25 protein-coding genes are annotated in these 25418 nt (G+C 70.6%); 15 read left to right on the top strand and 10 right to left on the bottom strand.

Going from position 1 to position 25418, the window contains the following annotated elements:
• Positions 1-19 precede the first annotated feature (19 nt).
• From kdd to ACYU7L_RS01320, 7 genes are all read left to right on the top strand, one after another.
• Positions 20-1132: an L-erythro-3,5-diaminohexanoate dehydrogenase gene (gene kdd, locus ACYU7L_RS01350; RefSeq protein WP_460793388.1), complete on the top strand. Its 1113-nt coding sequence runs from the start codon at positions 20-22 to the stop codon at positions 1130-1132.
• Positions 1129-2700, top strand: a complete 1572-nt coding sequence (gene kamD, locus ACYU7L_RS01345) for a lysine 5,6-aminomutase subunit alpha (RefSeq protein WP_460793387.1) — start codon at positions 1129-1131, stop codon at positions 2698-2700. The genes kdd and kamD overlap by 4 nt, the downstream gene beginning before the upstream one ends.
• A complete protein-coding gene (kamE, locus tag ACYU7L_RS01340) occupies positions 2697-3434 on the top strand; it encodes a lysine 5,6-aminomutase subunit beta (RefSeq protein WP_460793386.1) in 738 nt (245 codons plus the stop codon). Before kamD ends, kamE begins: the two co-directional genes overlap by 4 nt.
• The gene (kal, locus tag ACYU7L_RS01335; protein ID WP_460793385.1) at positions 3431-3835 is read left to right on the top strand and encodes a 3-aminobutyryl-CoA ammonia lyase; all 405 of its coding nucleotides are present in this window, start codon (positions 3431-3433) and stop codon (positions 3833-3835) included. Before kamE ends, kal begins: the two co-directional genes overlap by 4 nt.
• Positions 3836-4236: 401 nt before the next feature.
• On the top strand, positions 4237-5763 hold the full coding sequence (lnt, locus tag ACYU7L_RS01330) for an apolipoprotein N-acyltransferase (RefSeq protein WP_460793384.1): 1527 nt from the start codon (positions 4237-4239) through the stop codon (positions 5761-5763).
• Between the two features lie 26 nt (positions 5764-5789).
• Positions 5790-6530, top strand: coding sequence for a polyprenol monophosphomannose synthase (locus tag ACYU7L_RS01325; RefSeq protein WP_460793627.1), 741 nt, complete (start codon positions 5790-5792; stop codon positions 6528-6530).
• Positions 6527-7021, top strand: a complete 495-nt coding sequence (locus tag ACYU7L_RS01320) for an FxsA family protein (RefSeq protein WP_460793383.1) — start codon at positions 6527-6529, stop codon at positions 7019-7021. The genes ACYU7L_RS01325 and ACYU7L_RS01320 overlap by 4 nt, the downstream gene beginning before the upstream one ends.
• 12 nt (positions 7022-7033) lie before the next feature.
• On the opposite strand, the gene ACYU7L_RS01315 is transcribed toward ACYU7L_RS01320, so the two are convergent.
• The 4 genes from ACYU7L_RS01315 to ACYU7L_RS01300 form a co-directional block, all read right to left on the bottom strand.
• On the bottom strand, positions 7034-7420 hold the full coding sequence (locus ACYU7L_RS01315; protein WP_460793382.1) for an RNA polymerase-binding protein RbpA: 387 nt from the start codon (positions 7418-7420) through the stop codon (positions 7034-7036).
• A gap of 155 nt (positions 7421-7575) precedes the next feature.
• Positions 7576-8937 (bottom strand): MFS transporter, encoded by a 1362-nt coding sequence (locus ACYU7L_RS01310; RefSeq protein ID WP_460793381.1) that lies wholly within the window; start codon positions 8935-8937, stop codon positions 7576-7578.
• A complete protein-coding gene (locus tag ACYU7L_RS01305) occupies positions 8934-9764 on the bottom strand; it encodes a glycerophosphodiester phosphodiesterase (protein ID WP_460793380.1) in 831 nt (276 codons plus the stop codon). Before ACYU7L_RS01305 ends, ACYU7L_RS01310 begins: the two co-directional genes overlap by 4 nt.
• Positions 9765-9790: 26 nt before the next feature.
• The gene (locus ACYU7L_RS01300) at positions 9791-11317 is read right to left on the bottom strand and encodes a helix-turn-helix domain-containing protein (RefSeq protein WP_460793379.1); all 1527 of its coding nucleotides are present in this window, start codon (positions 11315-11317) and stop codon (positions 9791-9793) included.
• A 114-nt stretch (positions 11318-11431) separates the two neighbouring features.
• Here ACYU7L_RS01300 and ACYU7L_RS01295 point away from each other — a divergent pair, with 114 nt between their 5' ends.
• Both ACYU7L_RS01295 and ACYU7L_RS01290 read left to right on the top strand, forming a co-directional pair.
• Positions 11432-12448: a zinc-dependent alcohol dehydrogenase family protein gene (locus ACYU7L_RS01295; protein ID WP_460793378.1), complete on the top strand. Its 1017-nt coding sequence runs from the start codon at positions 11432-11434 to the stop codon at positions 12446-12448.
• The gene (locus ACYU7L_RS01290; protein ID WP_460793377.1) at positions 12445-14142 is read left to right on the top strand and encodes an alkaline phosphatase D family protein; all 1698 of its coding nucleotides are present in this window, start codon (positions 12445-12447) and stop codon (positions 14140-14142) included. The genes ACYU7L_RS01295 and ACYU7L_RS01290 overlap by 4 nt, the downstream gene beginning before the upstream one ends.
• 198 nt (positions 14143-14340) lie before the next feature.
• On the opposite strand, the gene ACYU7L_RS01285 is transcribed toward ACYU7L_RS01290, so the two are convergent.
• Complete coding sequence (locus ACYU7L_RS01285; protein ID WP_460793376.1) at positions 14341-15591, bottom strand: ATP-binding protein; 1251 nt, start codon at positions 15589-15591, stop codon at positions 14341-14343.
• 64 nt (positions 15592-15655) lie between these two features.
• Entirely contained in the window at positions 15656-17134 is a 1479-nt protein-coding gene (locus ACYU7L_RS01280; RefSeq protein WP_460793375.1) for an MFS transporter, read from the bottom strand.
• A 61-nt stretch (positions 17135-17195) separates the two neighbouring features.
• Between ACYU7L_RS01280 and ACYU7L_RS01275 the strand changes: the two genes are divergently transcribed.
• From ACYU7L_RS01275 to ACYU7L_RS01260, 4 genes are all read left to right on the top strand, one after another.
• Entirely contained in the window at positions 17196-17672 is a 477-nt protein-coding gene (locus ACYU7L_RS01275) for a MarR family winged helix-turn-helix transcriptional regulator (protein WP_460793374.1), read from the top strand.
• Positions 17673-17717: 45 nt separating this feature from the next.
• On the top strand, positions 17718-18113 hold the full coding sequence (locus ACYU7L_RS01270) for a VOC family protein (RefSeq protein ID WP_460793373.1): 396 nt from the start codon (positions 17718-17720) through the stop codon (positions 18111-18113).
• A gap of 138 nt (positions 18114-18251) precedes the next feature.
• Positions 18252-19667, top strand: coding sequence for an HNH endonuclease (locus ACYU7L_RS01265; RefSeq protein ID WP_460793372.1), 1416 nt, complete (start codon positions 18252-18254; stop codon positions 19665-19667).
• A 72-nt stretch (positions 19668-19739) separates the two neighbouring features.
• Positions 19740-20480, top strand: a complete 741-nt coding sequence (locus ACYU7L_RS01260; protein WP_460793371.1) for an SDR family oxidoreductase — start codon at positions 19740-19742, stop codon at positions 20478-20480.
• 115 nt (positions 20481-20595) lie between these two features.
• On the opposite strand, the gene ACYU7L_RS01255 is transcribed toward ACYU7L_RS01260, so the two are convergent.
• Positions 20596-20817, bottom strand: a complete 222-nt coding sequence (locus ACYU7L_RS01255) for a VOC family protein (protein WP_460793370.1) — start codon at positions 20815-20817, stop codon at positions 20596-20598.
• 442 nt (positions 20818-21259) lie between these two features.
• Between ACYU7L_RS01255 and ACYU7L_RS01250 the strand changes: the two genes are divergently transcribed.
• Positions 21260-21835, top strand: coding sequence for a dienelactone hydrolase family protein (locus ACYU7L_RS01250; RefSeq protein WP_460793369.1), 576 nt, complete (start codon positions 21260-21262; stop codon positions 21833-21835).
• Between the two features lie 7 nt (positions 21836-21842).
• Here ACYU7L_RS01250 and ACYU7L_RS01245 read toward each other — a convergent pair whose 3' ends face one another.
• On the bottom strand, positions 21843-22535 hold the full coding sequence (locus ACYU7L_RS01245) for a M50 family metallopeptidase (protein WP_460793368.1): 693 nt from the start codon (positions 22533-22535) through the stop codon (positions 21843-21845).
• Positions 22536-22609: 74 nt separating this feature from the next.
• Here ACYU7L_RS01245 and ACYU7L_RS01240 point away from each other — a divergent pair, with 74 nt between their 5' ends.
• The gene (locus tag ACYU7L_RS01240; protein WP_460793367.1) at positions 22610-23173 is read left to right on the top strand and encodes a hemerythrin domain-containing protein; all 564 of its coding nucleotides are present in this window, start codon (positions 22610-22612) and stop codon (positions 23171-23173) included.
• Here the strand turns inward: ACYU7L_RS01240 and ACYU7L_RS01235 are convergent, their stop codons facing one another.
• Complete coding sequence (locus ACYU7L_RS01235; RefSeq protein ID WP_460793366.1) at positions 23174-23437, bottom strand: hypothetical protein; 264 nt, start codon at positions 23435-23437, stop codon at positions 23174-23176. It abuts the gene before it with no gap.
• Between the two features lie 53 nt (positions 23438-23490).
• On the bottom strand, positions 23491-25365 hold the full coding sequence (locus tag ACYU7L_RS01230; RefSeq protein WP_460793365.1) for a calcineurin-like phosphoesterase C-terminal domain-containing protein: 1875 nt from the start codon (positions 25363-25365) through the stop codon (positions 23491-23493).
• Positions 25366-25418: the final 53 nt, after the last annotated feature.

Raw genomic sequence — 25418 nt, 5'->3', positions numbered from 1 at the left:
TCTGTATGGAGGAAACGCCGTGCACCCCGTCACTTCGAGCGACCCGCTCGGCCTCCACCGTGTCCTGGAGCCCGCCGGGGCCCTGCCGCAGGCCGCTCAGCGGCTCGACACCCGCCCCGAGCTGTGGCCCGACGAGGTGCGGGTCCGCGTCGAGCGGCTCAACCTCGACGCCGCGTCCTACCGCCAGCTCGCGGGCAAGCACACCAATCACATGGGACACACAGGGCACACGGGGCACACCGGGGCCGACGGGGTCCTCGACGCGGACGCCCTGCGCGCAGAGGTGCTGGAGATCGTCCGGGAGCGCGGCAAGATGCAGAACCCCGAGACCGGCTCGGGGGGCATGCTCGTCGGCGTCGTCGAGGAGGTCGGCCCGGAGTCGAGGCTCGGGCTCAGCGTCGGCGACCGGGTCGCGACGCTCGTCAGCCTGACGCTGACCCCGCTGGTCATCGAGGACGCCCTGGCCCGCTGGGACGCCCAGGGCGAGCAGGTGCCGTGCGACGGCTACGCCGTGCTGTTCGGCCGCTCCATCGCCGCCCGGCTGCCCGACGACCTCGCCCCCGAGCTCTCGCTCGCGGTGATGGACGTCTGCGGCGCCCCGGCGCTGACCGCCCGCGTCGTGGGGGAGTACGACGCGCCGACGGTCGCCGTCGTCGGCGGAGCCGGCAAGTCCGGCTCCCTGAGCCTGGCGGCGGCCCGCGACGCGGGGGCCGGCCGCACCATCGGCGTCGTCCCCCACGAGGCCGAGGCCGAGCTCCTCCAGGCCAGCGGGCTGGCGGACGAGGTCGTCATCGCTGACGCCCGCAGCCCGATCGCGCTGCGCGACGCCGTCGCCGCCGCGGGTGGGCCAGCTGACGTCACGGTGGTCTGCGTCGACGTGCCGGGCTGCGAGGGGGGCGCGATCCTCGCCACCGCCGACGCGGGCACCGTCATCTTCTTCTCGATGGCCACCTCCTTCTCCGCCGCAGCCCTGGGCGCGGAGGGGATGGCGGCCGACGTCACCATGCTGGTCGGCAACGGCTACGTGCCCGGCCACGCGGCGTACGCCCTGGAGCTGTTGCGCACCACCGACGGCGTGCGATCACTGTTCGAACGCCGCCTCGACGCAGAGTCAGTGGGGGCCACCCGATGAGCAAGCTCAACCTCGATCCCGCCACGGTCGCTCGGGCACGTGACCTTGCCTCCCGGGTCGGGCGGCCCATCGTCGACCTCGCCCAGCAGCACACGACGGTCGCCGTCGAGCGGGCGACGCTGCGCCTGGCCGGACTGGGCGGCGCGGACGCCGACGGCATCCCGTGGGCCAACCGGCTGCTCGACTGCGTGCGCGGCGACCTCGCTGAGGACGGCGGGCTCGCCCACGGCGTCTCCCTGCCGGTCTGGGACGCGCTCGTCCGCGGCGAGGCCGCGGATCTCGCCGTGCTGGCCGAGAAGGCCTCCGCCGGCTCCATCCGGTTCCGGCTGCCCGAGGGGCGCGACGCCGAGCTCGCCCGCGCAGCGGCCCGGGCGAGCGTGGAGGCGGGCGTACGACGCGTGGACGAGCGCCGCACCGAGCGCGAGCAGCTCGTGACGAGCATCGGCGACGCCCCGCGCAAGCCCTGGATCTACCTGATCGTTGCCACCGGCGACATCCACGAGGACATCCCACAGGCCCAGCAGGCGGCCCGCGAGGGTGCCGACGTGATCGCGGTGATCCGCTCGACCGGCCAGAGCCTGCTGGACTACGTCCCCGAGGGGGCGACCCGCGAGGGCTTCGCCGGGACCTACGCCACCCAGGAGAACTTCCGGCTGATGCGGGCCGCCCTGGACGACTCCAGCCGGGAGCTGGGCCGCTACATCCGGCTGACCAACTACGCCTCCGGCCTGTGCATGCCCGAGATCGCGGTCCTGGCGGGCCTGGAGCGTCTCGACATGATGCTCAACGACTCGATGTACGGGATCCTCTTCCGCGACATCAACCCGGTGCGGACCTTCGTCGACCAGCGCTTCAGCCGCCAGGTGCACGCGCGCGCCGGCATCATCATCAACACCGGCGAGGACAACTACCTCACCACCGCCGACGCGATCGAGGCCGCCCACACGGTCACCACGAGCCAGCTGCTCAACGAGTACTTCGCCAAGGAGGCGGGGCTGGAGGACTGGCAGCTCGGTCTGGGCCACGCCTTCGAGATCGACCCCGACGTGCCTGACTCGTTCCGCCTCGAGCTGGCGCACGCGCTGCTCGCCCGCGAGCTGTTCCCCGACGCCCCGCTCAAGTGGATGCCGCCGACCCGGCACATGACCGGCGACGTCTTCCGCGGACACCTGCTGGACGGCTTCTTCAACCTGGCCGGCGCACTGACCGGTCAGGGCATCCTGCTGGTCGGGATGATGACCGAGGCCGTGGTCACCCCCTGGCTCTCGGACCGCGACCTGGCCCTGCAGAACGTCCGCTACGTGCTCCAGGCGGCCGGCAGCCTGCACGAGGACTTCCACCCCGCCCCGGACGGGGTGATCGTGACCCGCGCCAACCAGGTGCTGGGGGAGTCCCTCGACCTGATGGAGCAGATCCTCGATCACGAGCACGGGCTGCTCGACGCCATCGCCGACGGGACCTTCGGCCTGATGAAGCGTCCGGCGGACGCCGGCCGCGGACTCGACGGCGTGGCCCGCAAGTCCGAGCTCTACACGAACCCCGCCACCGACCTCCTGGAGGAGCGATGAGCATCGTCCGCCCCTACGGCGACACCACTGGCGACGGCATGGTGCAGATGTCGTTCACGCTGCCCCTGCCCCACGACAAGGTCGCCGAGGGCGCTGCGGTGCAGCTGGCCAACAAGATGGGCATGGACCCGGCCCTCGTCGCGCACGCCCGCCCGCTCGGTCCCGGTCACACGTTCTTCGTGGTCTACGGCCGCGTCCACCACCTCGTCGACACCAGCAAGGTCGAGATCGTCGAGCGCGACTACCCGCTGCTGACGCCGAAGGAGGTCAACGCCGCGGTCAAGGAGCGCCTGGCCCGCCGGATGGTGGTCGTGGGCGGCTGCATCGGCAGCGACGCCCACACGGTCGGGATCGACGCGATCCTCAACATCAAGGGCTTCGCGGGCGAGAAGGGGCTGGAGTACTACCGCGAGATCAAGGTCGTGAACCTCGGCGCCCAGGTCTCGGTCCCCCAGCTGGTCGAACGCGCGCAGGCCGAGCAGGCCGACGCCGTGCTGGTCTCGCAGGTCGTCACCCAGCGCGACGCGCACCTGCTCAACACCCGCGAGATGTCGGCGGCCTTTCGGGAGGCCTATCCCGCCGAGCGCCGGCCGCTGCTCGTGGTGGGCGGGCCCCGCTTCGACGAGAAGATGGCCGCCGAGCTGGGCGTCGACCGGGTCTTCACCCGCGGCACCACACCCGGCGAGGTGGCGAGCTTCCTGGTCGACCGGGTGAGCGCGAGGACGGCCTCATGAGCAGCCCCAGACCCGGCAGCCCGACCCCCGGCCTGCGCGTCACGCACCGCCGCTACGTGCCCTACTCCCACGCCCACTACGCCGGCAACCTCGTCGACGGGGCCTACTCCCTGGGCCTCTTCGGTGACGTGGCCACCGAGCTGTGCATCCTCACCGACGGCGACGAGGGTCTCTTCGCGTCGTACGACGACGTCCAGTTCCGCGCGCCGGTCCGCGCCGGCGACGTCCTCGAGATCACCGCCGAGCTCGTCCGTGCGGGGCGACGCTCGCGGGCCATGCGCTTCACGGTGTACGTCGTCGCGCGCGGCGCGGCGACCACCGATGCTCCGGGTGCGGCGACCGTCCTGGATCCGCCGCTGCTGGCCACCGAGGCCACCGGCACCGTCGTCGTCCCGGGTTGACGGCGTGTCCCGGGCGACACGCCGAACCGTCGGCAAATCGTGATCACCCGGCGTGACGCAGGGCACGCCCTCTGACCTGCGACAACGCGCGTCTTCCCAGGTCAGACCCCAGTTGACAGCCCGGGCTCGCACATCAGAGAGTGCCGGGGTCCGCCTGCGCAGATCGCGGTAGGCAGACCGGCGTCCGAGTGGCCGTGTCGGAGGGTCGGGTACCACGAACCCTTCCGACATTGTTCACGGAGGTCGGTGCTGCCCCGTGAGGGTGGACACGGAAGGGGCCTGCGCGCCTTAGACAACTTCCCGCCGCCGACAGCCAGTCGGTTCCGGGTTGGTCCGAAGCGCGCGGGCCCCCTTCCGTCGCCTGCCGCGAGCCGCCGTGGGCCCCGAGGTACCGTGAGGGAGTGCTGCTGCGGACCCTCCTCGCCCTGGTCGCCGGCGCATCCCTCTCCCTGGCGTTCGAGCCGGTCGGACTGGTGCTGTTCGCGCCCGTCGCGCTGGCCGGGCTCGCCCTGTGTGTGCGTGGGCTGCCGGCGAAGCGCGCCTGGCTGCCCGGGCTCGCGTTCGGGGCCGGCTTCTTCTACCCCCTGCTGTTCTGGCTCCGCGTGGTCGGCGTCGACGTCTGGCTGGGCGTCGCCGCGCTCGAGGCGGTCTACCTGGCCGTCCTCGGCGCGATCGCCGCGGCCCTGATGCGCCTGCCCGCGTGGCCCCTGTGGTTCGCGGCCGCCTGGACCTCGATGGAGCTGCTGCGCGGGTCGTGGCCCTTCGGGGGCTTCCCCTGGGGCCGGCTGGCCTTCGCGACCGTCGACACCCCCTTCTCGGGTGCCCTGCCCTGGGTGGGCGCCACCGGCGTCGGGTTCCTCCTCGCGCTGCTGGGCGCCACGCTGGCCTGGGGAGCCGTGGAGGTACGTCGCCGGCCGCGCCCGGCCTTCGCCGCCGTGGCCGCCGCCGGCCTGGTCGCCACGCTGCCCGCGCTCGCGTCGTACGACGTGGAGCCGGTCGACACCGTGAACGTCGCCGCCGTGCAGGGAGACGTCCCGGGGCGCGGCGACGACATCCTGCTCGACCACCGCCAGGTCACGGCCAACCATGTCGAGGCAACGGTGGACCTCGCCGCGGCGTCCGGCCCTGACGGCTCCGTGGGCCTGAGCGCGGCAGCCGGCACCCGGCCCGACTTCGTGGTCTGGCCGGAGAACTCCACCGCCGTCGACCCGTTCCGCGATGCCGAGGTCAACGCCGGCATCCGCGCCGCCTCCGAGGCGATCGGCGTGCCGATCCTGGTCGGGGCCATCGTCGACGGGCCGAAGGACGGCCAGGTGCTCAACCAGGGGATCGTCTGGGATCCGGAGACCGGTGGCGGCGACCGCTACACCAAGCGGCACCCCGTCCCGTTCGGGGAGTACATCCCCTTCCGCAACAGCTGGATCACCGAGGGCGTCAGTCGCCTCGACCTCGTGCCGCGCGACATGCTGGGCGGGACCGGCACGGCGCCCCTGCGGATCGGGGGCGCGCTGGTCGCCGACGCCATCTGCTTCGACGTCGCCTATGACGACGGCATCCACGCCCAGGTACGTGAAGGCGCCCAGCTGCTCGTGGTGCAGACCAGCAACGCGATGTTCATCCACACCGACCAGATCGAGCAGCAGTACGAGATCAGCAGGCTGCGCGCCCTGGAGACCGGGCGCTACACGGTGGTGGCGGCCGTCAACGGCGTCTCGGGGATCATCGGCCCGGACGGGACCGTGCTGCAAGAGGCGGACGCGCGCACCCGCACCGTCCTGCAGGCCGACGTGGGACTGGTCGACGAGCTCACCCCCGCGGTGCGGCTGAGCCCCTGGCTTGCCCGCGGAGCCGTGGCCCTCACACTCCTCGGCCTCGTGCTGGCCGCGCTCGCGTATCGTCGAGGGTCCAGGAACGAGGAGACAGCGTGAACAGCAGTGAGATCGGCCGCGTCGTGATGGTCGTGCCGACCTTCAACGAGGCGGCCAACCTCGAGCCGATCGTCCGTCGCGTCCGCGCGGCCACCCCCGCCGTCCACGTGCTCGTCGTCGACGACGCCTCGCCCGACGGGACCGGCGACATCGCCGATCGCCTGGCTGCCGACGACCCGCAGGTCCACGTGCTGCACCGCCACGCGAAGGACGGGTTGGGCGCGGCCTACCTCGCGGGCTTCCGCTGGGCGCTCGACGCCGGCTACGACGTGGTGGGGGAGATGGACGCGGACGGCTCCCACCAGCCCGAGGAGCTGCCCGTGCTGCTCGCCGCTTTGGAGGACGCCGACCTGGTCATCGGTTCGCGCTGGGTCGCCGGAGGCTCGGTGGAGAACTGGCCGCTGCGCCGCGAGCTGCTCTCCCGGGGCGGCAACCTCTACGTCCGGCTGCTGCTCGGCATCGGCGTCCACGACGCCACCGCCGGCTTCCGCGTCTTCCGCCGTGCGGCCCTGGAGAAGATCGACCTGGCCTCGGTGCAGTCGACGGGATACGTGTTCCAGACCGACCTGGCGTGGCGGACCCTCGATGCCGGGCTGCGGGTGACCGAGGTGCCGATCCGGTTCGTGGAGCGGGTGCACGGGGAGTCCAAGATGACCGCCGCCGTCGCGACGGAGTCGCTGCGCAGGATCACCTCGTGGGGCCTCAGCGAGCGCCGCCGCCAGCTCGGCGAGTCGTTGCGTCGCGGTCGCGTCCGGAGCGCGCGATGACCTGGTCGGCGCAGGAGCACCAGGCACCCCGTCGTCGGCGGCGCGGCTGGCTGTGGCTGCTCCTGGTCGCCTTCGTCGTCGTCCCCCTGGTGGAGGTCTACGTCCTCATCCAGGTCGGGCAGGTGATCGGCGGATGGCAGACCCTGGGCCTGGTCATCCTGGCCGGGGTGCTCGGCACCTGGCTGATGAAGCGCGAGGGCGGTCGTGCCTGGGTCGCTCTTCGCGACGCCCTGGCCAGCGGTCGGATGCCGGCCCGCGAGATCGCGGACGGTGCGCTGATCCTGATCGGCGGCACGCTGATGCTCACGCCCGGCTTCCTCAGCGACATCGTGGCGGTGTTCCTCATCCTGCCGGTGACCCGACCCGTCGCACGGCGGGCTCTCACCCGCGTGGTCAGCCGCAAGCTGACCGGGGGAGTGATGGGGCAAAGCAATCGCCCCGGACCCCGATCCGATGGATCGGTGGTCCAGGGCGAGGTGCTGGACGACTGAGGGCGCGAGGCCTCAGGCAGTCGCCTTGCGCTTCTTCGCGTTGGCCCGGTGCAGGTGCGCCGGACCGATCTCGCCGCCGCGCAGGAGGTCGAGGCGCTCCTTGAGGATGTCCTCGAGCTCCTTCTCGGAGCGACGCTCCAGCAGCATGTCCCAGTGGGTGCGAGCGGGCTTCTCAGCCTTCACCTCAGGGACGATGCCCGACGTGCTCAGCCCCTCGGCGCCACATCGCGGGCACTCCCAGATCGCGGGGATGTCGGCCTCGACCGACATCGTGATCTCGAACTCGTGACCCTGCTTGCACTTGTAACCGACCTGCTGACGAGCCGCGAACTCGATGCCACGCTCGTCCTCGAAGCTCTGGCCTCCGAGCCGAGCTCCACGCAGTGTGCGCTCCGCCATTGAGCCACCTCCAGATGACTGAAAAAACCGCTGTACGACTATCGACGGGGGACCCGTGAGCAGGGGCGCACGAGCGCCCCTCCCACCGTCGTATCTGTTTCAACGGTAGAGGTACCCCAGAGATTCCGGAAATCACGCGATGTGGTGGAGGCAACTCACAGCGGGGGATGGGTGACGAGCGCGGAATCCTTCCGGACACCGCTCTTGACGGGGATCAGCAGCGCCAGTCCCAGGACCAGGACCAGGATGATGCCGAGGATGCCCCAGTGCTGCGCGTCGTCGATGTCGTCCGCGCCGGTGAGGACCATCCCCAGCCACAGCGCGCCGGAGAACAACGCCGGGGCGAGGAAGCTCACGGCGCGCCCCGTGGTGGCGTACAGCCCGAAGACCTGACCTTCCTGGCCCTCGGGGATGAGGCGCGCGAGGAACGTCCGTGACGCGGACTGCGCGGGTCCGACGAAGATGCACAGGATCAGGCCGAAGATCCAGAAGATCGTGGTGCCCCCCTCGTGGAGGAAGAACACCAGGAGTCCCGCCACGATCATCGACGACAGCGAGAGCACGATGACGCGCTTGGGGCCGAACCGGTCGTCCAGGGCGCCGAAGGCGATGGTGGCGATGCCGGCCACGACGTTGGCCGCGATGCCGAAGATGATCACCCCGCTGTCGCTGAAGCCGAAGACCTTGGCCGCGATGACGGCACCGAAGGTGAAGACGCCGGCCAGGCCGTCGCGGAAGACCGCGGAGGCGCCGAGGAAGTAGACGGTGTTGCGGTCCGTGCGCCACAGGTCCGCGACGGTGCCGAACAGGATCCGGTAGGACTCGATGATGCCGACGCGGGGGCCCCGCTCCGCGCGGGCGCTCTTGTCACGGACGGTGAGCAGCACCGGCAGCGAGAACAGCAGCGTCCAGCCGGCACAGAAGAGCATCGTCACGCGGACGTCGAGCCCGTCGTCCCCGGTGACCCCGAAGAGGCCCACCTCGGGGTTGATCAGGCCGAAGTAGACGATCAGCAGCAGCACGATGCCGCCGATGTAGCCCAGGCCCCAGCCGAGTCCGGACACGCGCCCCACATTGGCCGGCGTGGAGATCCCGTTGAGCATCGCGTTGTAGTTGACCGAGGCGAACTCGAAGAAGATGTTGCCGGCGGCCAGCATCACCAGCCCGAACCAGAGGTAGTCCGGACTCGGCTTGACGAAGAACAGCGCCAGCGAGGCGAGAATGACGAGGCCGGTGTTCAGGGCCAGCCAGAAGTCCCGCCGCCCGGAGCGGTCCGCTCGTTGACCCGAGATCGGTGCGAACAGCGCGATCAGCAGACCGGCGCCCGCGAGCACCCACCCCAGCTTCGCCGCCGCCCCCGTCCCGAAGTCGTCCGAGGTGATGTAGACGGTGAAGACGAACGTCGTGATGACCGCGTTGAAGGCCGCTGAGCCCCAGTCCCACAGTCCCCAGGCATAGACCGGCCAGCCGAAGCCGCTCCGTGCCGATGCCGCCTTCTGCTCCGACAGCTGCGTCATGCCTCTTCCCTCCATAGGCCGCGCTCTCGCAGCACGCGCCTGAGTATGTCCGTGCGGTCGGTCATCAGGCCGTCGACACCACGGTCGATCAGCGCGACCATCTCGTCCGGGTCGTCGATGGTCCAGACGTGGACGTGCTTGCCGGCCGCGTGGGCGCGCCGGATCAGGCCGGGGGTCGCCACCCTGATCCCGAAGTGGCGATGGGGGATCTGGAGCGCATCGACCCGGCCCCTGGTCACCAGGTCGGCGAGTCGTCCCGAGGGCAGGAACCGGAACGCCAGCACCTCGAGAGAGTGCGCCGAGGTCGGCACCCGGCCATGCACGAGCCTGCGGAAGGCGTTGAGCCGTGAGCCCGAGAACGACCCCACCAGCACCCGGTCCCACGCGTCGCGCTCGGCGATGAACTCCGCCAGCACCGACCCCGCGCCGTCGGACTTGAGGTCGATGTTGAAGCTGGCCCTGGGGAACGCGTCGAAGAGCTGGCCCAGGGACGGCACCCGCTCGCGTCCCCCGATCAGCGCCTCCTGCACCTCGGCATAGGTCATCTTCGCGATCTCGCCCTCGCTGTCCGTGACCCGGTCGAGGACCTGGTCGTGGAAGGCCAGCAGGACCCCGTCGGACGTGACGTGGACGTCGGTCTCCAGATAGTCGAAGCCCAGCTCGACGGCGTGCCGGAACGCCGCCATGGTGTTCTCGAGACCCTCGATCTCGGGGTGGTAGGCGCCACCTCGGTGGGCGAAGGCCAGCACCCCGCCAGGGGGGTCCAGGACCGCATCGAGGAAGGCGTGGCCGCTACGAGGGGTCGTACGACGCGCGGGGCTGCTCACCGGGGCAGTATGCCCCCGTCAGCGGCTCAGATGTCGCGGAAGGGCTCGATGTTGGCGCCCAGCAGGTTGAGCCGCTCGGCGAGGTCCTCGTAGCCGCGGTGGATGACGTAGGTCGAGCGCAGCACCGAGGTGCCCTTCGAGGCCAGCATCGCGAGCAGGATGACCACGGCCGGGCGCAGTGCCGGCGGGCAGACGATCTCGGTGCCGGAGAAGTGGGTCGGACCCTCGATCATCACTCGGTGCGGGTCGAGCAGCTTGACCTGGCCACCGAGCTTGTTGAGCTCGACCAGGTAGATCGCGCGGTTCTCGTAGACCCAGTCGTGCAGCAGGGTCTGGCCCTCCGCCACCGCCGCGATGACCGCGAAGAACGGCAGGTTGTCGATGTTGAGCCCGGGGAAGGGCATCGGGTGGATCTTGTCGAGAGGCGCGTGCAGCTGCGACGGCTTGGTGGTGATGTCTATGAGCCTGGTGTGGCCGTTGAGCGCGACGTACTCCTCGGAGCGGGTGTAGACGAAGCCCATCTCCTCGAGCAGTGCGAGCTCGATCTCGAGGAACTCGATGGGCACCCGCTGGATCGTGATCTCGGACTTCGTGACGATCGCGGCGGCGAGCAGCGACATCGCCTCGATCGGGTCCTCGCTGGGGGCGTAGTCGACGTCGACGTCGATCTCGGAGCGGCCGGTGACGCGCAGTGTCGTGGAGCCGATGCCCTCGACCACGACGCCGAGCTTCTGCAGGTAGAAGCACAGGTCCTGGACCATGTAGTTCGACGAGGCGTTGCGGATGACCGTCGTCCCGGGGTGCAGCGCCGCCGCCATCAGGGCGTTCTCGGTCACGGTGTCACCGCGCTCGGTGAGGACGATGGGGCGCTCGGGCTCGATGGCCCGGTTCACGCTGGCGTGGTACATCCCGTCGGTCGCCTTGACCTCGAGGCCGAACGGGCGCAGCGCCGACATGTGCGGCTCGACGGTGCGGGTGCCGAGGTTGCAGCCGCCCGCGTAGGGCAGCTCGAACTCCTCCACGCGGTGCAGCAGCGGGCCGAGGAACATGATGATCGAGCGGGTACGACGCGCCGCGGTCTCGTCGATGTTCGCGAGGTCCAGGTCGGCGGGCGGCACGATCTCGAGGTCGTTGTCCTCGTTGAGCCACCGGGTCTGGACGCCGAGGCTCTCGAGCACCTCGAGGAGCCGGTTGACCTCCTCGATGCGCGCGACCTTGCGCAGCGTCGTACGCCCCCGGTTGAGCAGCGAGGCGCACAGCAGCGCGACGCCGGCGTTCTTGGAGGTCTTCACCTCGATCGAGCCCGAGAGCGTGGTCGGGCCGGTGACGCGCAGATGGGTCGGGCCGGCGCCGAGGGCGACGATCTCGGAGTCGAGTGCCGCGCCGATGCGGGCGATCATGCCCAGGGACAGGTTCTGCTGCCCCTTCTCGATGCGGTTAATGGCGCTCTGGCTGGTGGCCAGCAGCTCCGCGAGCTGGGTCTGGGTGAGACCACGGTGCTTGCGGGCGTCACGGATCAGGTTGCCGATGCGGCCCTTGTAGTCCTCGGTCATGGCGAAGACGGTATCTCATATATGAGATACGGCAACTTCGGCGAGGCCGGCGTGTCGCTCAGGGCCTGGGTCGCTCTCGGATCGTCCCTCGGTCGGCATGGCAGGATCGGGATCATGCGAGCCACGACGATCCACGCTCCCCGCGATATCCGCCTCGAGGAGCTGCCTGTGCCGACGATCTCGGCACCCACCGACGCCATCGTACGCGTCACCGCCGCCTGCATCTGCGGGTCCGACCTGTGGCCCTACCGGGGCGAGAACGACATCACCGCCGGAGACACCATCGGCCACGAGGCGGTCGGCGTCATCGAGGAGGTCGGCGCAGAGGTGCGCAGCTTCAAGCCCGGCGACTTCGTCATCATCCCGTTCTGCCACTGCGACAACACCTGCGCCCACTGCCGGGCCGGCATGCAGTCCGCCTGCGAGAACCTCGGCATGACAGCCAGCGGCCAGGCGGAGTACACCCTCGTCCACCAGGCCGACGGCAGCCTGGTGACGACGGACGGGATGCCCGACGCCGCGATGGTTCCCTCACTGCTGGCCCTGACCGACGTGATGGCCACCGGCTGGCACGCCGCGGTCTCGGCACGAGTGAAGCCCGGGGACACGGTCGTCGTCGTCGGCGACGGCGCGGTCGGGCTGTGCGGCGTCCTGGCCGCTGCCCAGATGGGGGCGGAGAAGGTGGTCGCGATGTCGCGCCACGAGCCCCGCCAGGCGCTCGCCACCCAGTTCGGCGCCACCCACATCGTCGCGGAGCGCGGCCGCGAGGGCGGGGACCGGATCAAGGAGATCACCGCGGGCGTGGGCGCTGATGCCGTGCTCGAGTGCGTGGGCACCGACCAGGCCATCAAGACCGCCTTCGGCGTCGCCCGCCCGGGCGCCATGGTCGGCTTCGTCGGCGTGCCGCACGGCGTCGAGCTGCCCGTGCGCCGGATGTTCCAGAAGAACGTCGGCCTGGCCGGCGGGATGGCGCCGGTGCGGCGCTACCTCCCCGAGCTCCTGCAGCTGGTGCAGACCGGTGCGATCAACCCCGGGCTGGTCTTCGACCTGACCCTGCCGCTCGACGAGGTCGCCGAGGGCTACCGGGCGATGGACGAGCGCCGCGCCATCAAGGTACTGCTCCAGCCGTGAGCGAGCTCCTGCTCGGTCCACTCATGCGCTACGTCGACGAGACGTCCGCGACCATCTGGGTCGAGACCGCCTCCGCCGGCACGGTCACCGTGCGGGCGGGCGACCACACGGCCCAGGCGGCCACGTTCGCCGCCCACGGGCACCACTACGCCCTCGTCGAGGTCCAGGGGTTGGCGCCCGGCTCGGTCACGCCTTACGCCGTGGAGCTGGACGGGGGCCCGATCTGGCCACCCGCCGACTCGCCGTACCCGGATCCCGTGATCGCCACCCTCGAGCCGGGCAAGCCGCTGCGGATCGCGTTCGGCTCGTGCCGCACGAGCGTCACCCACGATCGCGCGGGCAACCGCACGCACGGCGTCGACGCGATGCGGGCCTACGCCCTGCGGATGGCCGGCGTCACCGACGCGGAGTCGGAGAGCGAGGACGAGCGCTGGCCCGATCTCGTGCTGTTCCTCGGCGACCAGGTCTATGCCGACGAGACGACCGACGAGATGCGTGAGTTCATCTCCTCGCGTCGCGACATCGAGGAGGAGCCGGGCGACGAGCTCAAGGACTACGAGGAGTACGCCCACCTCTATCGGCTCGCCTGGAGCGACGAGGCCAACCGCTGGCTGCTCTCGACGCTGCCGAGCGCGATGATCTTCGACGACCACGACATCCGCGACGACTGGAACACCAGCCACACGTGGAAGCAGCAAATGGAGGCCACCTCCTGGTGGCACGGCCGGATCGTGGCGGGGCTGGGGTCCTACTGGGTCTACCAGCACCTCGGCAACATGTCCGCGGCCGGGCGCGCGGAGGACCCGCTGTGGCAGAAGGTGGCGTCGTACGACGGGCCCGGCGAGCTGGACATCACCGCTGACCTCGACGCGTTCGCCGATCGAGCCGACCAGGAGCCGGAGACCTACCGCTGGAGCTATGCGCGTGACTTCGGGGAGCAGGCCCGGCTGGTGGTCATCGACTCGAGGGCCGCGCGGGTCCTGGCTCCCGACCGGCGCTCGATGCTGGACCCCGGCGAGATGGAGTGGCTCGACGGCCAGATGAGGGGAGGGTTCGAGCACCTGCTCGTCGGCACGTCGCTGCCGTTCCTGCTGGCCCCGGGGCTCCACCACGTGGAGGCGTTCAGCGAGGCGTTGGCCCAGGGCGCCTGGGGCAAGCGGGCCGGCCGGGTGGGGGAGCGGATCCGCCAGGCCGTCGACCTCGAGCACTGGGCGGCCTTCCAGGAGGGCTGGGCCGCCGTGGCGGGGATGACGCTCGACGTAGCGGCGGGACGACGCGGTCGCGCTCCGCGGACCGTCACCTTCCTGTCCGGCGACGTGCACCACAGCTTCGTCTCCGAGGCCGTGCCGGACCCCCGAGTGCGTGGCGGGGACGTGGAGGTCCACAGCCGGATCATCCAGGCCGTGTGCTCGCCGATCCGCAACCCGCTGCCGCGGTTCATGCGATGGGTGACCGCGGTGCTGTCCTACGGCGTGGCCGGCCCGGTCGGGCACGTCGTCTCACGCCTGGCCAAGGTGCCGCGCCCGGTGCTGCGCTGGAAGCTGACCCGGGGGCCGTGGTTCGACAACAACCTGGCCACCCTGGAGGTCACGCCGACGGGGCTGAAGATGTGGTGGTCGCGCGGCGAGATCCGCGGCGGGCGCCACGACCGGCCGTTGTTGCGCCGCGTGGCGACGATCGACGTCGAGAGCTGAGGTCCGGCAGTCCGAGGAACTGCGTTGGAGCGCACCGCGGCGGAGCACTTAGGGGGCGTGGCTCCACCGCGGCGCGGACCTTCATCCTCTCCTGTCCGCGGGCCCGAAATGACCGGTGTGGGGCGGGTGGTGCTGGACTGTGGCCAAAATGTGTAAGAGCAGAACAAACGACCCTGTCGGGACCGTCGTCGCCGGTCGTCAGGTCCCGGGAGGACGACCGCCCGGCCCGAGCTCCGGGAAGACGGCCCGAGCCAGGGCCGTGCTCTCCAGGGCCGGCGCGCTGGACGTCTCCGCCGCGACATAGACGCCGAAGCCGGGCAGCGTGAAGCGGACCAGACCGTGCCCTGCCGGCTCGATGATGCCCTTCTCGATGAGGCGGTCGCGCGGGGTGCTCAGCGCTCGTGACTCCTTGCCGAGAGCCGTCGCGATCTGGGCGCGGGGAACTGCGTCGACTCCTGCCGTCGCCATGGCCGCCATGAAGTCCTGCTCGGCGGGGGAGGCCGCCTTCCACCGGGCCCGGTAGAGGGAGCGCAGCTGCTCGGCCGCCCCCGGATAGCCGGTGCGCACGTCCGCCATCCCGATGGTCGCCCCGGCACCCGGCCGGACGGCGTCCCAGGTCGCCGAGCCCAGGAGCTGCAGGAAGTAGGGATAACCGGCCGTGTCGGCGACGACCTGGCGGATCGCGTCGTCGGTCCAGCTCACGTCCAGCGCCCGGGCCGGCTCGACGATGGCTGCTGCCGAGTCGACCGCGTCCAGCCGGTGCAGCGGCACGAAGGCGGTGCGCTCCCCGAAGGTGGCGGCGCGGGTCAACGCCTCCGGAGTGGAGGGCAGACCAGCCGCGAAGACGGCGAGAGGATTGGCATGACGCTCGCCGTCGAGGTTCTGCAGGGCGTTGAGCAGCACGGCCAGGTCGCCCTGGCTCGCTGCGTGGATCTCGTCCACGAAGACCAGCAGACCAGCGCCGCCGCTCTTGCGCACCAAGGTCGCGGTGTCGTGCAGGAGGTCCTCGAGGGCGCCGATCGGCGCCGAGGGCGCGGCGGGCGCCCGGTCGGGGGAGAGCTCCGCGCTGACCTTGGCCCCGGGGAGTCCGACCTCGAGCTGGATCTTGTCGAGCTTGGCGCGCCAGCGCGTGGCGGCGGCCCCGGACAGGGCGTCGTGCCGCGAGACGCTGCGCTCGGTGGCTCGGACCAGCTCGGCGAGGACCGAGCCACGATGGGCGGCCGCGACCCAGACACTGACGAAGCCCGCCGTGTCGGCATCGCGCTGAGCGGCTCGGAGCAGCGACGTCTTCCCGAGACCGCGCGGCGCATGGAAGGCGAGCAGCGAGCCGCCGAACTCCGCGAACGTCGCCACGCGCCCCAGCCGGTCGCGGATCATCTCCCGCTCGGCCTGGCGCCCCGCGAGGATGCGAGGCACCTGGCCGGGGGTGTAGGGATTGGGCTGTGCCATGGCTTCCCCGATCGTTTGTTATACCTTCGACAGGTATATCAAACGGCAGCACCTCCGCGATCCATCAGCGAGCGTGGGCCGGCTCCTCCGGAGATTCCGCGTGCTCGATGCGGTACTCCGCCTGCTGACTGGCCCGCGAGGGGATCAGCAGGGCGATCATCCCGGCCAGCGCCGCGACGCCCGCACCGATGAGCAGGCCGGTCTTGAAGCCGTTCTCGCTGGGCAGGCTGTAGCCACCGAAGTCGGTGGTCATCTGCGCGAGCACCACGCCCACCACGGCGGCCGAGATCGACGTACCGACCGAGCGCATCAGGGTGTTGAAGCTGTTGGCCGAGCCGGTCTCCGAGAGCGGGACCGAGCCCATGATCAGGGCCGGCATCGCGCCGTACGCCATGCCGACGCCGCCGCTGGAGACGCAGACCGACACGAGGATGCCCCACGTCGAGCCCATCAGCAGCACCGCGAGCACATAGCCGACAGCCACGATGAAGGAGCCGAGGGCCAGCGTCACGCGCGGCCCGCGCACGTGCGAGAGCTTGGCGCCCAGCGGGGAGATCAGCATCATCGCGAAGCCGCCGGGCATCATCCACAGACCCATCTCCAGCATGCTCTGGCCGAGGCCGTAGCCGGTCTCCTCGGGGATCTGCAGCAGCTGGGGGAGGATCAGCGACTGGGCATACATCGCGAACCCGATCACCAGCGATGCGGCGTTCGTGAGCAGGACGACCGGCCGGGCGGTGACCCGCAGGTCCACCAGCGGGTCGCTGGTGCGCAGCTCGAACCAGCCCCAGGCGACCAGCACGACCACCGCGGAGACGAGCAGACAGAGCGTGGTGGCGCTGCTCCACCCCCAGTCCGCACCCTTCGAGACGCCGAGCAGCAGGCAGACCAGCCCGATGCCGAGACCGAGGGCCCCGACCGGGTCGAAGCGACCGAACGCGGTAATCGGGGTGGCCGGGACGAACCGGAAGATGGCGAGCGCGACGATCAGCGCCAGGACGGTCGCGCCCCAGAACAGCACGCGCCAGCTGGTGTGCTCGGCGACGGCGGCGGCGACCGGGAGTCCCAGCGCCCCGCCGATCCCCATCGAGGCGCTCATCAGGGCGATGGACGTGCCGAGCCTCTCCGCGGGGAGCAGGTCGCGCATCGCGCTGATGCCGAGGGGGACCAGGCCCATGCCGATCCCCTGGAGTCCGCGACCGGCGATCATCGGGATGACCGAGGAGGACAGGGCGCACACGACAGATCCGAGCACGAGGGAGCCGGAGCAGATCAGCATGATCCGGCGCTTGCCGTAGAGGTCGCCGAGCCGGCCGCTGACCGGGGTGGCGACGGCGGCCGCGAGCAGCGTTGCGGTGATCACCCAGGAGGCGTTGGACGCGCTGGTGTCCAGCAGGACGGGCAGGTCCCCGATCAGGGGTACGACGAGCGTCTGCATGATCGCGGCGGTGATGCCGGCGATGGCGAGCACGACGACGATAGCGTTCGAGTGGGTCTTCGGGGCGTCGCCCGGGGGTGCGGAGACAGGAGAGGTAGAGGACACGAGGATGCATTCTACACATGATGTGCAGCATGCACATGCTGTGCGCGTTACACTTCCGTCCGTGGACGTGACCGAACGCTTCGAGGAGATCGAGTTCGAGACGATGGTGCTCGGGCGCCACCTCGCCCCTGCGCGACGACACGGCGACGGGGAGAGTCACCTCGACCGGAGCGCCTACACGCTGATGAGCCGCCTGCAGGTACAAGGTCCGATGTCGATCGGTGAGCTGAGCGCCGCCTTCGGCCTGGACGCCTCGACGCTCAACCGTCAGACGGCGGCGATGATGCGGGCCGGACTGGTCGAGAGGATCGCCGACCCGGAGGGCGGACTGGCTCGCAAGTTCCGGGTGACCAAGCAGGGAGCGCAGCGTCTCGCGGGGGAGCGAGGCCTCAACGTGCGTGGGCTGCAGAGCGTGCTCGAGGAGTGGCCGGAGGACGACGTGAGCCGGCTGGCGGAGCTGCTGCAGCGCTTCAACGCGGACATCGAGCGTCGCGAGGGGCGAGCCTGGCCGCGCCCCACGCCGTCGCGGGTCGACTGACGGATCTGTTGCCCCCACAGGAGTCTCGAACGTAGCGTCGATGGCATGACAGGCGGCGAGATCTTCCCCATCATCAACTGTCACGACCTCGGCAGGACCAAGGCCTTCTACGAGCACGTCTTCGGGGCTCGACAGAGCTATGAGTTCCTCCAGGACGGCGAGCAGGTCTACGTCACCCTGGACCTGGGCTTCGGGAAGATCGCCCTGGGTGTCGGCACCGGCGAGGCGATGTACGGCGAGGTGCCACTGCCGGCCACCGGCCACGCGGTGGACCTGTGCCTCTATGTCCCCAATCTGGACGGCGCCGCGGCAGCCGCAGGGGAGGCGGGAGGGCGGGTCGTCACGGCGCCGCAGAACACACCCTGGGGCGAACAGATCGCCTATCTCCAGGACCCGGAGGGCACCATGCTGTTGACCATCCAGGAGGAAGTCGGCGGCTGAGGCCGCGGTGTCGGCGGTCTCTGCTGGAGTGGTGCCGAATCGGCGGTGCAGGCCAGCGGCAGGAGGGCGTCTTGATGTCATCCACAGATCCCGCACGAGGGGTTCCACAGTGGTTCGGCGTTGACTACAATCGCTCGTATGTTTGAACTCATCGGCTACGACCTCGACACGGGCTCCGGTGGCGACACTGCCGGCGTTGCCGGTTCGGGCGTGCCGGTCGAGGCGGGTGTTGATCCGGGCGTGGATCTGGGCGCGGTGTGGGTCGAGATGTTGGCCGGGATCGATGGCGAGGACCTCTCCGATGGGGCGTTGATCGATGAGCTGGCGGGGTTGGAGCGCCTCACGGGTGCCGCGGCTGCGGCGAAGGCGCGGTTGACCGCGCAGCTGCACGCGAGGCGGCTGGTGGGCGACGCCGAGCGTGGTGTCCCGAGTGAGCGGTGCGGGCGGGGAGTGGCCCACGAGGTCGCGCTCGCACGCCGCGAGTCGCCGCACGCGGCCCGCCAGCATGTGGGTCTCGCGGTGGCGTTGGTCAAGGACATGCCCGCGACGCTGGCGGCGTTGACGGCCGGGGAGATCAGTGAGCAGCGGGCGATGGTGATGGTCCGCGAGAGCGCCGACCTCTCCAGCGAGGACCGCGCCTGTGTAGACGCGACCTTGGGGCCGTTGCTGGGCGGGATGGGCAACCGCGAGGTGATGGGTGCGGTGCGGCGGATGGTCTACGACCTCGACCCCGAGGGAGCCGCGGGCCGGGTCGCGAAGGCCAGGGCACGTCGGCGGGTCACCAGCCGGACCCTGGCCCACGGGATGGTCCGGATCTGCGCGGAGGTGCCGGCGTGGGAGGCGGTGCCGATCATGCGGACCCTGACCGAGCGGGCGGACTTCCTGCGCGCCCACGACGATCCACGCACCCATGCCCAGCTGATGGCCGACGAACTCGTGGCCCGGTTGACCCAGTCGGCGACCCTGGGGGCGCAGCGCATCGAGATCCAGTTGGTGATGAACGCCGAGATGCTGCTCGGTGTCGACCGGCAGACCCCGGCCCACCTGGTGGGCTACGGCCCGATCCCCGCCAATGTGCTGGCCGATCTGTTGGAGGACCCCGAGGCGCGGGTCGCGATCCGGCGGCTGTTCGCGAACCCGGCCGACAACGCGCTGGTCGCGATGGACTCCACCACGCAGCTGTTCACCGGTCGGTTGCGGCGGATGCTGTTCGCACGCGACGGGGAGACCTGCCGCACGCCCTACTGCGACGCACCCGTGCGGCACGCCGACCACGTCACCCCACGCCACCAGGGCGGGACCACCACGTTGGAGCAGGGTCAGGGGCTGTGTGCGGCGTGCAACTACGCCAAGGAGTCACCCGGCTGGCGTCACCGCACCACCAGCGGCCGACATCGACGCCACACCGTGGAGGTCACAACCCCCACCGGACACACCCATGTCTCCCAGGCCCCACCGATCCCGGTGCCGGTGTCCGCAGACCCACCACCCAGCCAGCTCGAGCTCCACTTCGTCTCAGTGATCTACAAGCTCGACGTCGACCTCGGCGCCTAGGGGCAGCACGCACCGCCGCTTGGGGGAGGTCTACCTTGATTCGGAGGACCCATTCCGCCCTAGGAGGCACCGATGTCCCGCCCCGTCACGCGCTCCATCCACGGCACGACCACCGCAGTCACCGGCGCCAGCGCCGGCATCGGCGCCGCGATCGCCCGGACCCTGGTGGACGCCGGGGGCAACGTAGCGTTGGGCGCTCGTCGCAGGGAGCGCCTGGACGCGATCGTCGGCGAACTCGGTGCTGAGCAGGCCTGCTCAGTGCCCGGAGACGTCCGGACCCCGGAGCACAGCGCCGAGCTGATCGCCGCTGCCGTCGACCGATGGGGGCGACTCGACACGGTCGTGGCGAACGCCGGCATCGGCGCCTACGGCGGCATCCTCGATCTGGACGACACCCAGATCCGCGAGATGGTCGAGACGAACTACCTGGCGACGGTTTGGACCGTCCGAGCAGCCATGCGTCAGTTCCGGGCCCAGGGTGACGGGGGAGACATCGTCATCATCGCCTCGGTGGCCGGCTTCCGCAGCGATGCCAACGAGGCGGTCTACGCGGGCACCAAGTTCGCGCAGGTCGGGCTGGCCGGAGGCCTCGACAAGGAGGTTCGTGGCGAGGGTGTGCGCGTCACGCTGATCTGTCCCGCCGGCACATCGACCGAGTTCGCCCTGGGAGCCGGGCGCGTCGAAGGCTCGCCCGAGATGGACGACTTCCTACGTCCCGAGGACGTCGCCCACGCAACACGCGTCGTTCTCGAGCAGCCGCGGTCGGTGCGGACGACCGTGTGGCAGCTGTGGAGCTCGGCCCAAGGAAGCTGACCCGACGGCCCCTCTTGGCGTGTCTCGCAATATCGCCGATAACTGACATTATGTCAGGTAGTGGATCTCGACCACTCCCCGGCAGTGCCAACGCTGGTAAACAAAGGCGAACTGCCTAGTGGCTCAGGTCGACGACGCAGAACAGGTTGCCGTCAGGATCGGCAAGCACGACGAAGTCGGCGTCGTCCGGGTAGTCCCAGTCGACGCGCTGAGCACCCAGCGTGATGAGACGGCTCACCTCGGCGGCCTGCTCGGCCTCATCGTCGACCCAGAGGTCCAGGTGTGTCCTGTCGTCGCCGTCCAGGTGCAGCCGGGTCGCCGGTCCGTCCTGAGGCACCAGGAAGGCAGGATTGTCTGGATCCCTCCCGTATCCGAGGGCTTCGGACCGAACGTGCTGGCTCCCACGACGTCCGACACCTTCGTCACGACCGCTCCAAGCCTCAGCATGCGGCCGACGTTCGCACGTCGGCGCGAGACGAGCAACGCCCCTGTTCAGGCGGCTCTGGGGCGACTGACTCCCCCAAGCTCTCGAAGATTCACGAGTGCACAATCCGGTGTCCTGGTTACGGAGCCCGCGGTCCGCAACCGCTGTTGAACGAGCAGATCGCCCACTACCGTGCGGGACGCTTGGCCGCCCTTGGTTGGGCCGTGACGGTGTCGGCGTCCGGACCGCTCTTCTGGGGCGCGGGGGCCCGCGAGGGATGAGGACAGCCCTCCGCTCGATAGATTTGTGAGGGTCTCAGAGATTGTGCGAAATCCACTCGACGCGAGAGGAAGCCATGTCAGAGGTTCTGCTCTTCCACCACGCTCTCGGCCTCACACCCGGGGTGCACGCCTTCGCCGACAGCCTCCGGGCAGCCGGCCACACGGTCCACGTGCCCGACCTGTACGACGGGCGGGTCTTCGACGACCTCGACGCGGGCGTCGGCCACGCACGCGAGACCGGGTTCGCCACGATCTCGGAACGGGCGCGCGCAGCAGCCGAGTCGCTGCCTGACTCCATCGTGTATGCCGGATTCTCGCTCGGTGTCCTGCCGGCACAGGAGCTCGCCCAGACCCGACCCGGGGCGCGCGGCGCCCTGCTGTTCGACGCGTGCTTCCCGGCCACCGAGTTCGGCTCCTGGCCTGCGGGACTGCCCGGGCAGATCCATGGCATGGACACCGACCCCTGGTTCGTCGACGGTGGCGACCTCGAGGCCGCCCGCACGCTGACCGCCGTGCACCCCGAGGTGACGCTGCACCTCTACCCCGGCGACCAGCACCTGTTCGCCGACACCAGCCTCCCGTCGTACGACGCAGCCGCGGCTCGGCTGCTGCTGGACCGGGTCCTGGAGTTACTCGAGCGGGTCGGCTGAGCCGGCCTCACGCGAGGTCGAGGAGCAGCGCTCCCCCGCCCACCAGGCAGGCGAGTGTCACCAGCAGGAAGACGCCGACCCAGACCAGTCCCGGGACACGGGTGAGCCGAGCGAGCACGTCCGCGTCGGAGTCGCGACCTCTCCCCTGTGCCCGTGTGCGCTGGAGCTCGATGACGGCGCGCGGCGCCGCGATCAGCAGGAACCATGCCCCGGCCCGCGCGACGAAGAGCTGCACCTCCTCGCTCCCCCACCAGGTGACCGCGAAGACCGTGGCGCCGGCCAGGGCCACGACGTAGAGGCCGTGGAAGTTGCGGATCTGGAGGAGCAGCAGCGCCAGCAGGACCAGCGCCGTCCACAGAGCCACGACCGGGCCGGCCTGGCTCGACAGCGCCGCGGCCACCACACCCAGCAGTGCCGGTCCGGGATAGCCGGCGCCGGCGGTCACCATCATCCCGGGCCCCGTTGGGCGTCCACGGGACAGGGTGAGGCCGGAGGTGTCGGAGTGCAGGCGGATGCCCGCGAGCTGGCGGCCGCTGAGCACGGCCGCCACCCCGTGGGCGCCCTCATGAGCGATCGTCACGACGTGCCTGGTCAGCCGCCACGCGCTCGGGACCACGACCAACAGCCCTGCAACCAGGGCGGGAAGCAGCAGGTCGCCGGAGACCCTGTCCACAGCGATCTGGTCGAGGAATGGCGGCACGTCGCCACTGTGCCTGATCACCCTGTGCGTGCGCTGAGCGCCGGCCCTCGCGCTCCCGTGGCTAGGCTCAGCCCATGACCACCAGCATCGACCTCGGCCGCCCCACGCAGGGTGACGTCATCGACGTCATCCTCGACGACCACCGCCGCTTCGAGACCCTGCTCCGACAGCTGCGCGACAGCAGCTCGGACCGGGATGCGGTGCGACGCGCCTTCTCCGCGTTGCACGTCGCCCATGCCCTGGCCGAGGAGCGGTTCGTCTACCCCGCCCTCGAGCGCAAGAGAGCCATCTCCGACGACGAGGCGGAGCACGGGGAGGAGGAGCACGCGGAGGGCAACGAGGCGCTGCTGGCTGTGCTGGAGCTGAAGGGCACCGACACGCAGGCCTTCGACGACGCCGTGGAGGAGCTGACCGCCGCCGTGAGCCACCACCTCGCCGAGGAGGAGCTGACGATCCTCAACCCGGCGCGCGACGAGGTCTCCCCCCGGGTCCGCGCGAAGCTCGGTCTGGACTTCTGTGCCGAGCGCAACCGGCTCATCGATGCCGGCTGCGGGTCGCTGGAGAACGTGCGCCGACTGGTGGCCGAGGCGGAGGCCGAAGGGCTCCTGGACGACGACGAGGACGAGGACGACGACTGATCAGCGGGACCGGTCGCGACGGGACTGGATCACCGTCGCGACCGCTCCCAGCAGTGCGGCTGCTCCCGCCAGGGTGGCGGCCAGCCAGCCGGGACCCGGTCGAGTCAGCGGGGCCTCGCGCATCTCCCCGGTGAGAGTGACCGCCTGGAAGGCGTCGCCCATCAGCCACAGGGCCAGCGCCCCCAGCAGCCCCACCAACCCGACCGCATAGCCCACCCGCATGTCGTCCCCCGTCGCCTGGAGGGCCTCATGGCCCTGCCTCACTGTGCCTTCTGCCTTGTCTAGACGTGCGGGACGACGATTCGGTTGCCCGCGGCTCAGCGAACCTCGAACTTGAGGCTCTCGGTGAAGGTCCGTCCGTGGGAGTCGGTGGCCCTGACCAGCGCTTCGTGGCGGCCCGGCTCGAGGTCGGCGGGCAGCTCCGTGCGCCAGAGGTGCATCATCCGGTCCGCCACGCTGCCGCCGTGCACGAGCTGCTGGGCCACGGCCACCGGGTCGGACCACTCAGGACCGATCAGCTGTCCCTCCCCCCGGGCCCGCTGCGTGCGTACGGCGGGCACGGCCGGCGCCCCGTCGAGACTCACCTCCACCGTGGAACCGGTGGCGCCCATCCAGAAGTTCGTCGTCAGCCAGGTCCCACCCGCCAGGTCCTCGCGGTCCACGACCAGCGGCTCGGTCAGCTCCGGAGCGGCGCCGGCCTTCGTCTTGTTCCACGCCCGGCGCGCGACGTACCACTCCCGGTAGGTCGGAGAGTTGACCCCGAGCTGCATCTGCACGTCGTCGCTCTCGCCGGTCAGCGTGAAGCGCTCCCGGAAGGAGCTGCCCTCGATGTTCAGGGTGAGGATGCCCGGCCGCGCCCCGTCGCGGCCGACCGCGACCGGGTAGCCCTTGTCCGTCACCGCGCCGGAGTACCAGTCCCCCGAGATGGCTCCCGCCACGATGTGCGGGAAGGGCAGCCCGTCGATGCCGAAGAGGTCACGCCAGCCCTTGAAGAGGTCTCCGGTCTTCATGTTCTCGACCGTGTGGGTGTGCCCCGCGACTGCCACCGCCTCGCGGCCCTCGAGGAGCGCGTAGACGTCGAGCAGCTGGTCGACCTGGTGGCGCGCGCTGGCCTCGTCGGCGAAGGTCAGCAGCGGGATGTGGCTGGCCACCACGACCAGCTTGTCCTCGGGGACCCGGGCGAGGTCCTCGGCCAGCCAGGCGAGCTGGTCGTCGTCGAGACGGCCGTTGTAGGAGGGCTTGCTCCCCGGGTTGTCGCAGTTGGGCCGCTCGCCGTCGGTGTTGTCCACCTCGGGGGTGCACGGGTAGCGCACGGTATTGAGCGCCACGACATGGGTGCGCCCCACGTCGTAGGAGAAGTACGTCGGAGCGAGTTGCGCGCGGAAGGTGTCGAAGGAGTGCTCGGCCGTCGGGGAGTCGTAGTCGAGGTCGTGGTTGCCCGGCAGGAAGCGCACCGGGCCGTTGAGCTCGCGGGTGAGCTCCTTGACGTCGGCGTAGAGCGACAGGTCGTCGCCCACCACGTCGCCGATGAACAGCGCACCGCAGCTCGCGTAGTCGCGGCGGGCGGCCAGGTCGGCGATCGCCCCTCGGCGGGCGTAGCCGACCTCCTCCTTGTCGTAGGGCTGCAGGTCTCCGGCAATCACACAGTCCTGCACGGCGGCGGCCGTGCCCCGGCTCCGCACCAGGGGGAAGTTCACCGCCTCCGGCACCGGCCCGGTCGGCGCGATCCCGCCGTACTTCAGCTCCGGAGATCCCTGAGGCAGGTGGTGGTAGGCGAACTGCGCGATGTTGTGCTCGTCGACCGGCACCTGGTAGCCGGCCGGCTGTGTGACGAACACGGTCATGTTGTCGCGCACCGGAAGGGCGTAGCGGCCTTGGGAGTCGGTGGTGACGACGTCCTTGCCGTTGGAGACCAGCACCTTGCGCAGCCCCCGGTCACGCCGGTCGAGGCGGCTGTCGCGGTCCTGGTCGACGAAGACGCGGCCGCGGATCACGTCGCGGTCGGTGGCACGGCGGGCGGGGACGACCTCCACCTGGCCGCGGTAGGCACTGCGGTCCCACCCAGGGTCCGGTCGGGCCTCCGCTGGCACGGACGGGTGGGTGACGACGAAGCCGATGGTGCCGGCGACGGCCGTGAGGGCGAGCGCGGCAAGGCCGGCGCGAGCGGGTGTGGACGAGGAGCGTGTCGACATGGAACCTCCGGGTCATCGAGCCGGGCCGCACCCGAGTGTGCGGCCGCGCCCGC

Source organism: Nocardioides pacificus (assembly GCF_054775955.1).
The sequence above is the reverse complement of the archived record's forward strand: the minus strand, read 5'-3'. Positions and strand labels throughout refer to the sequence as shown.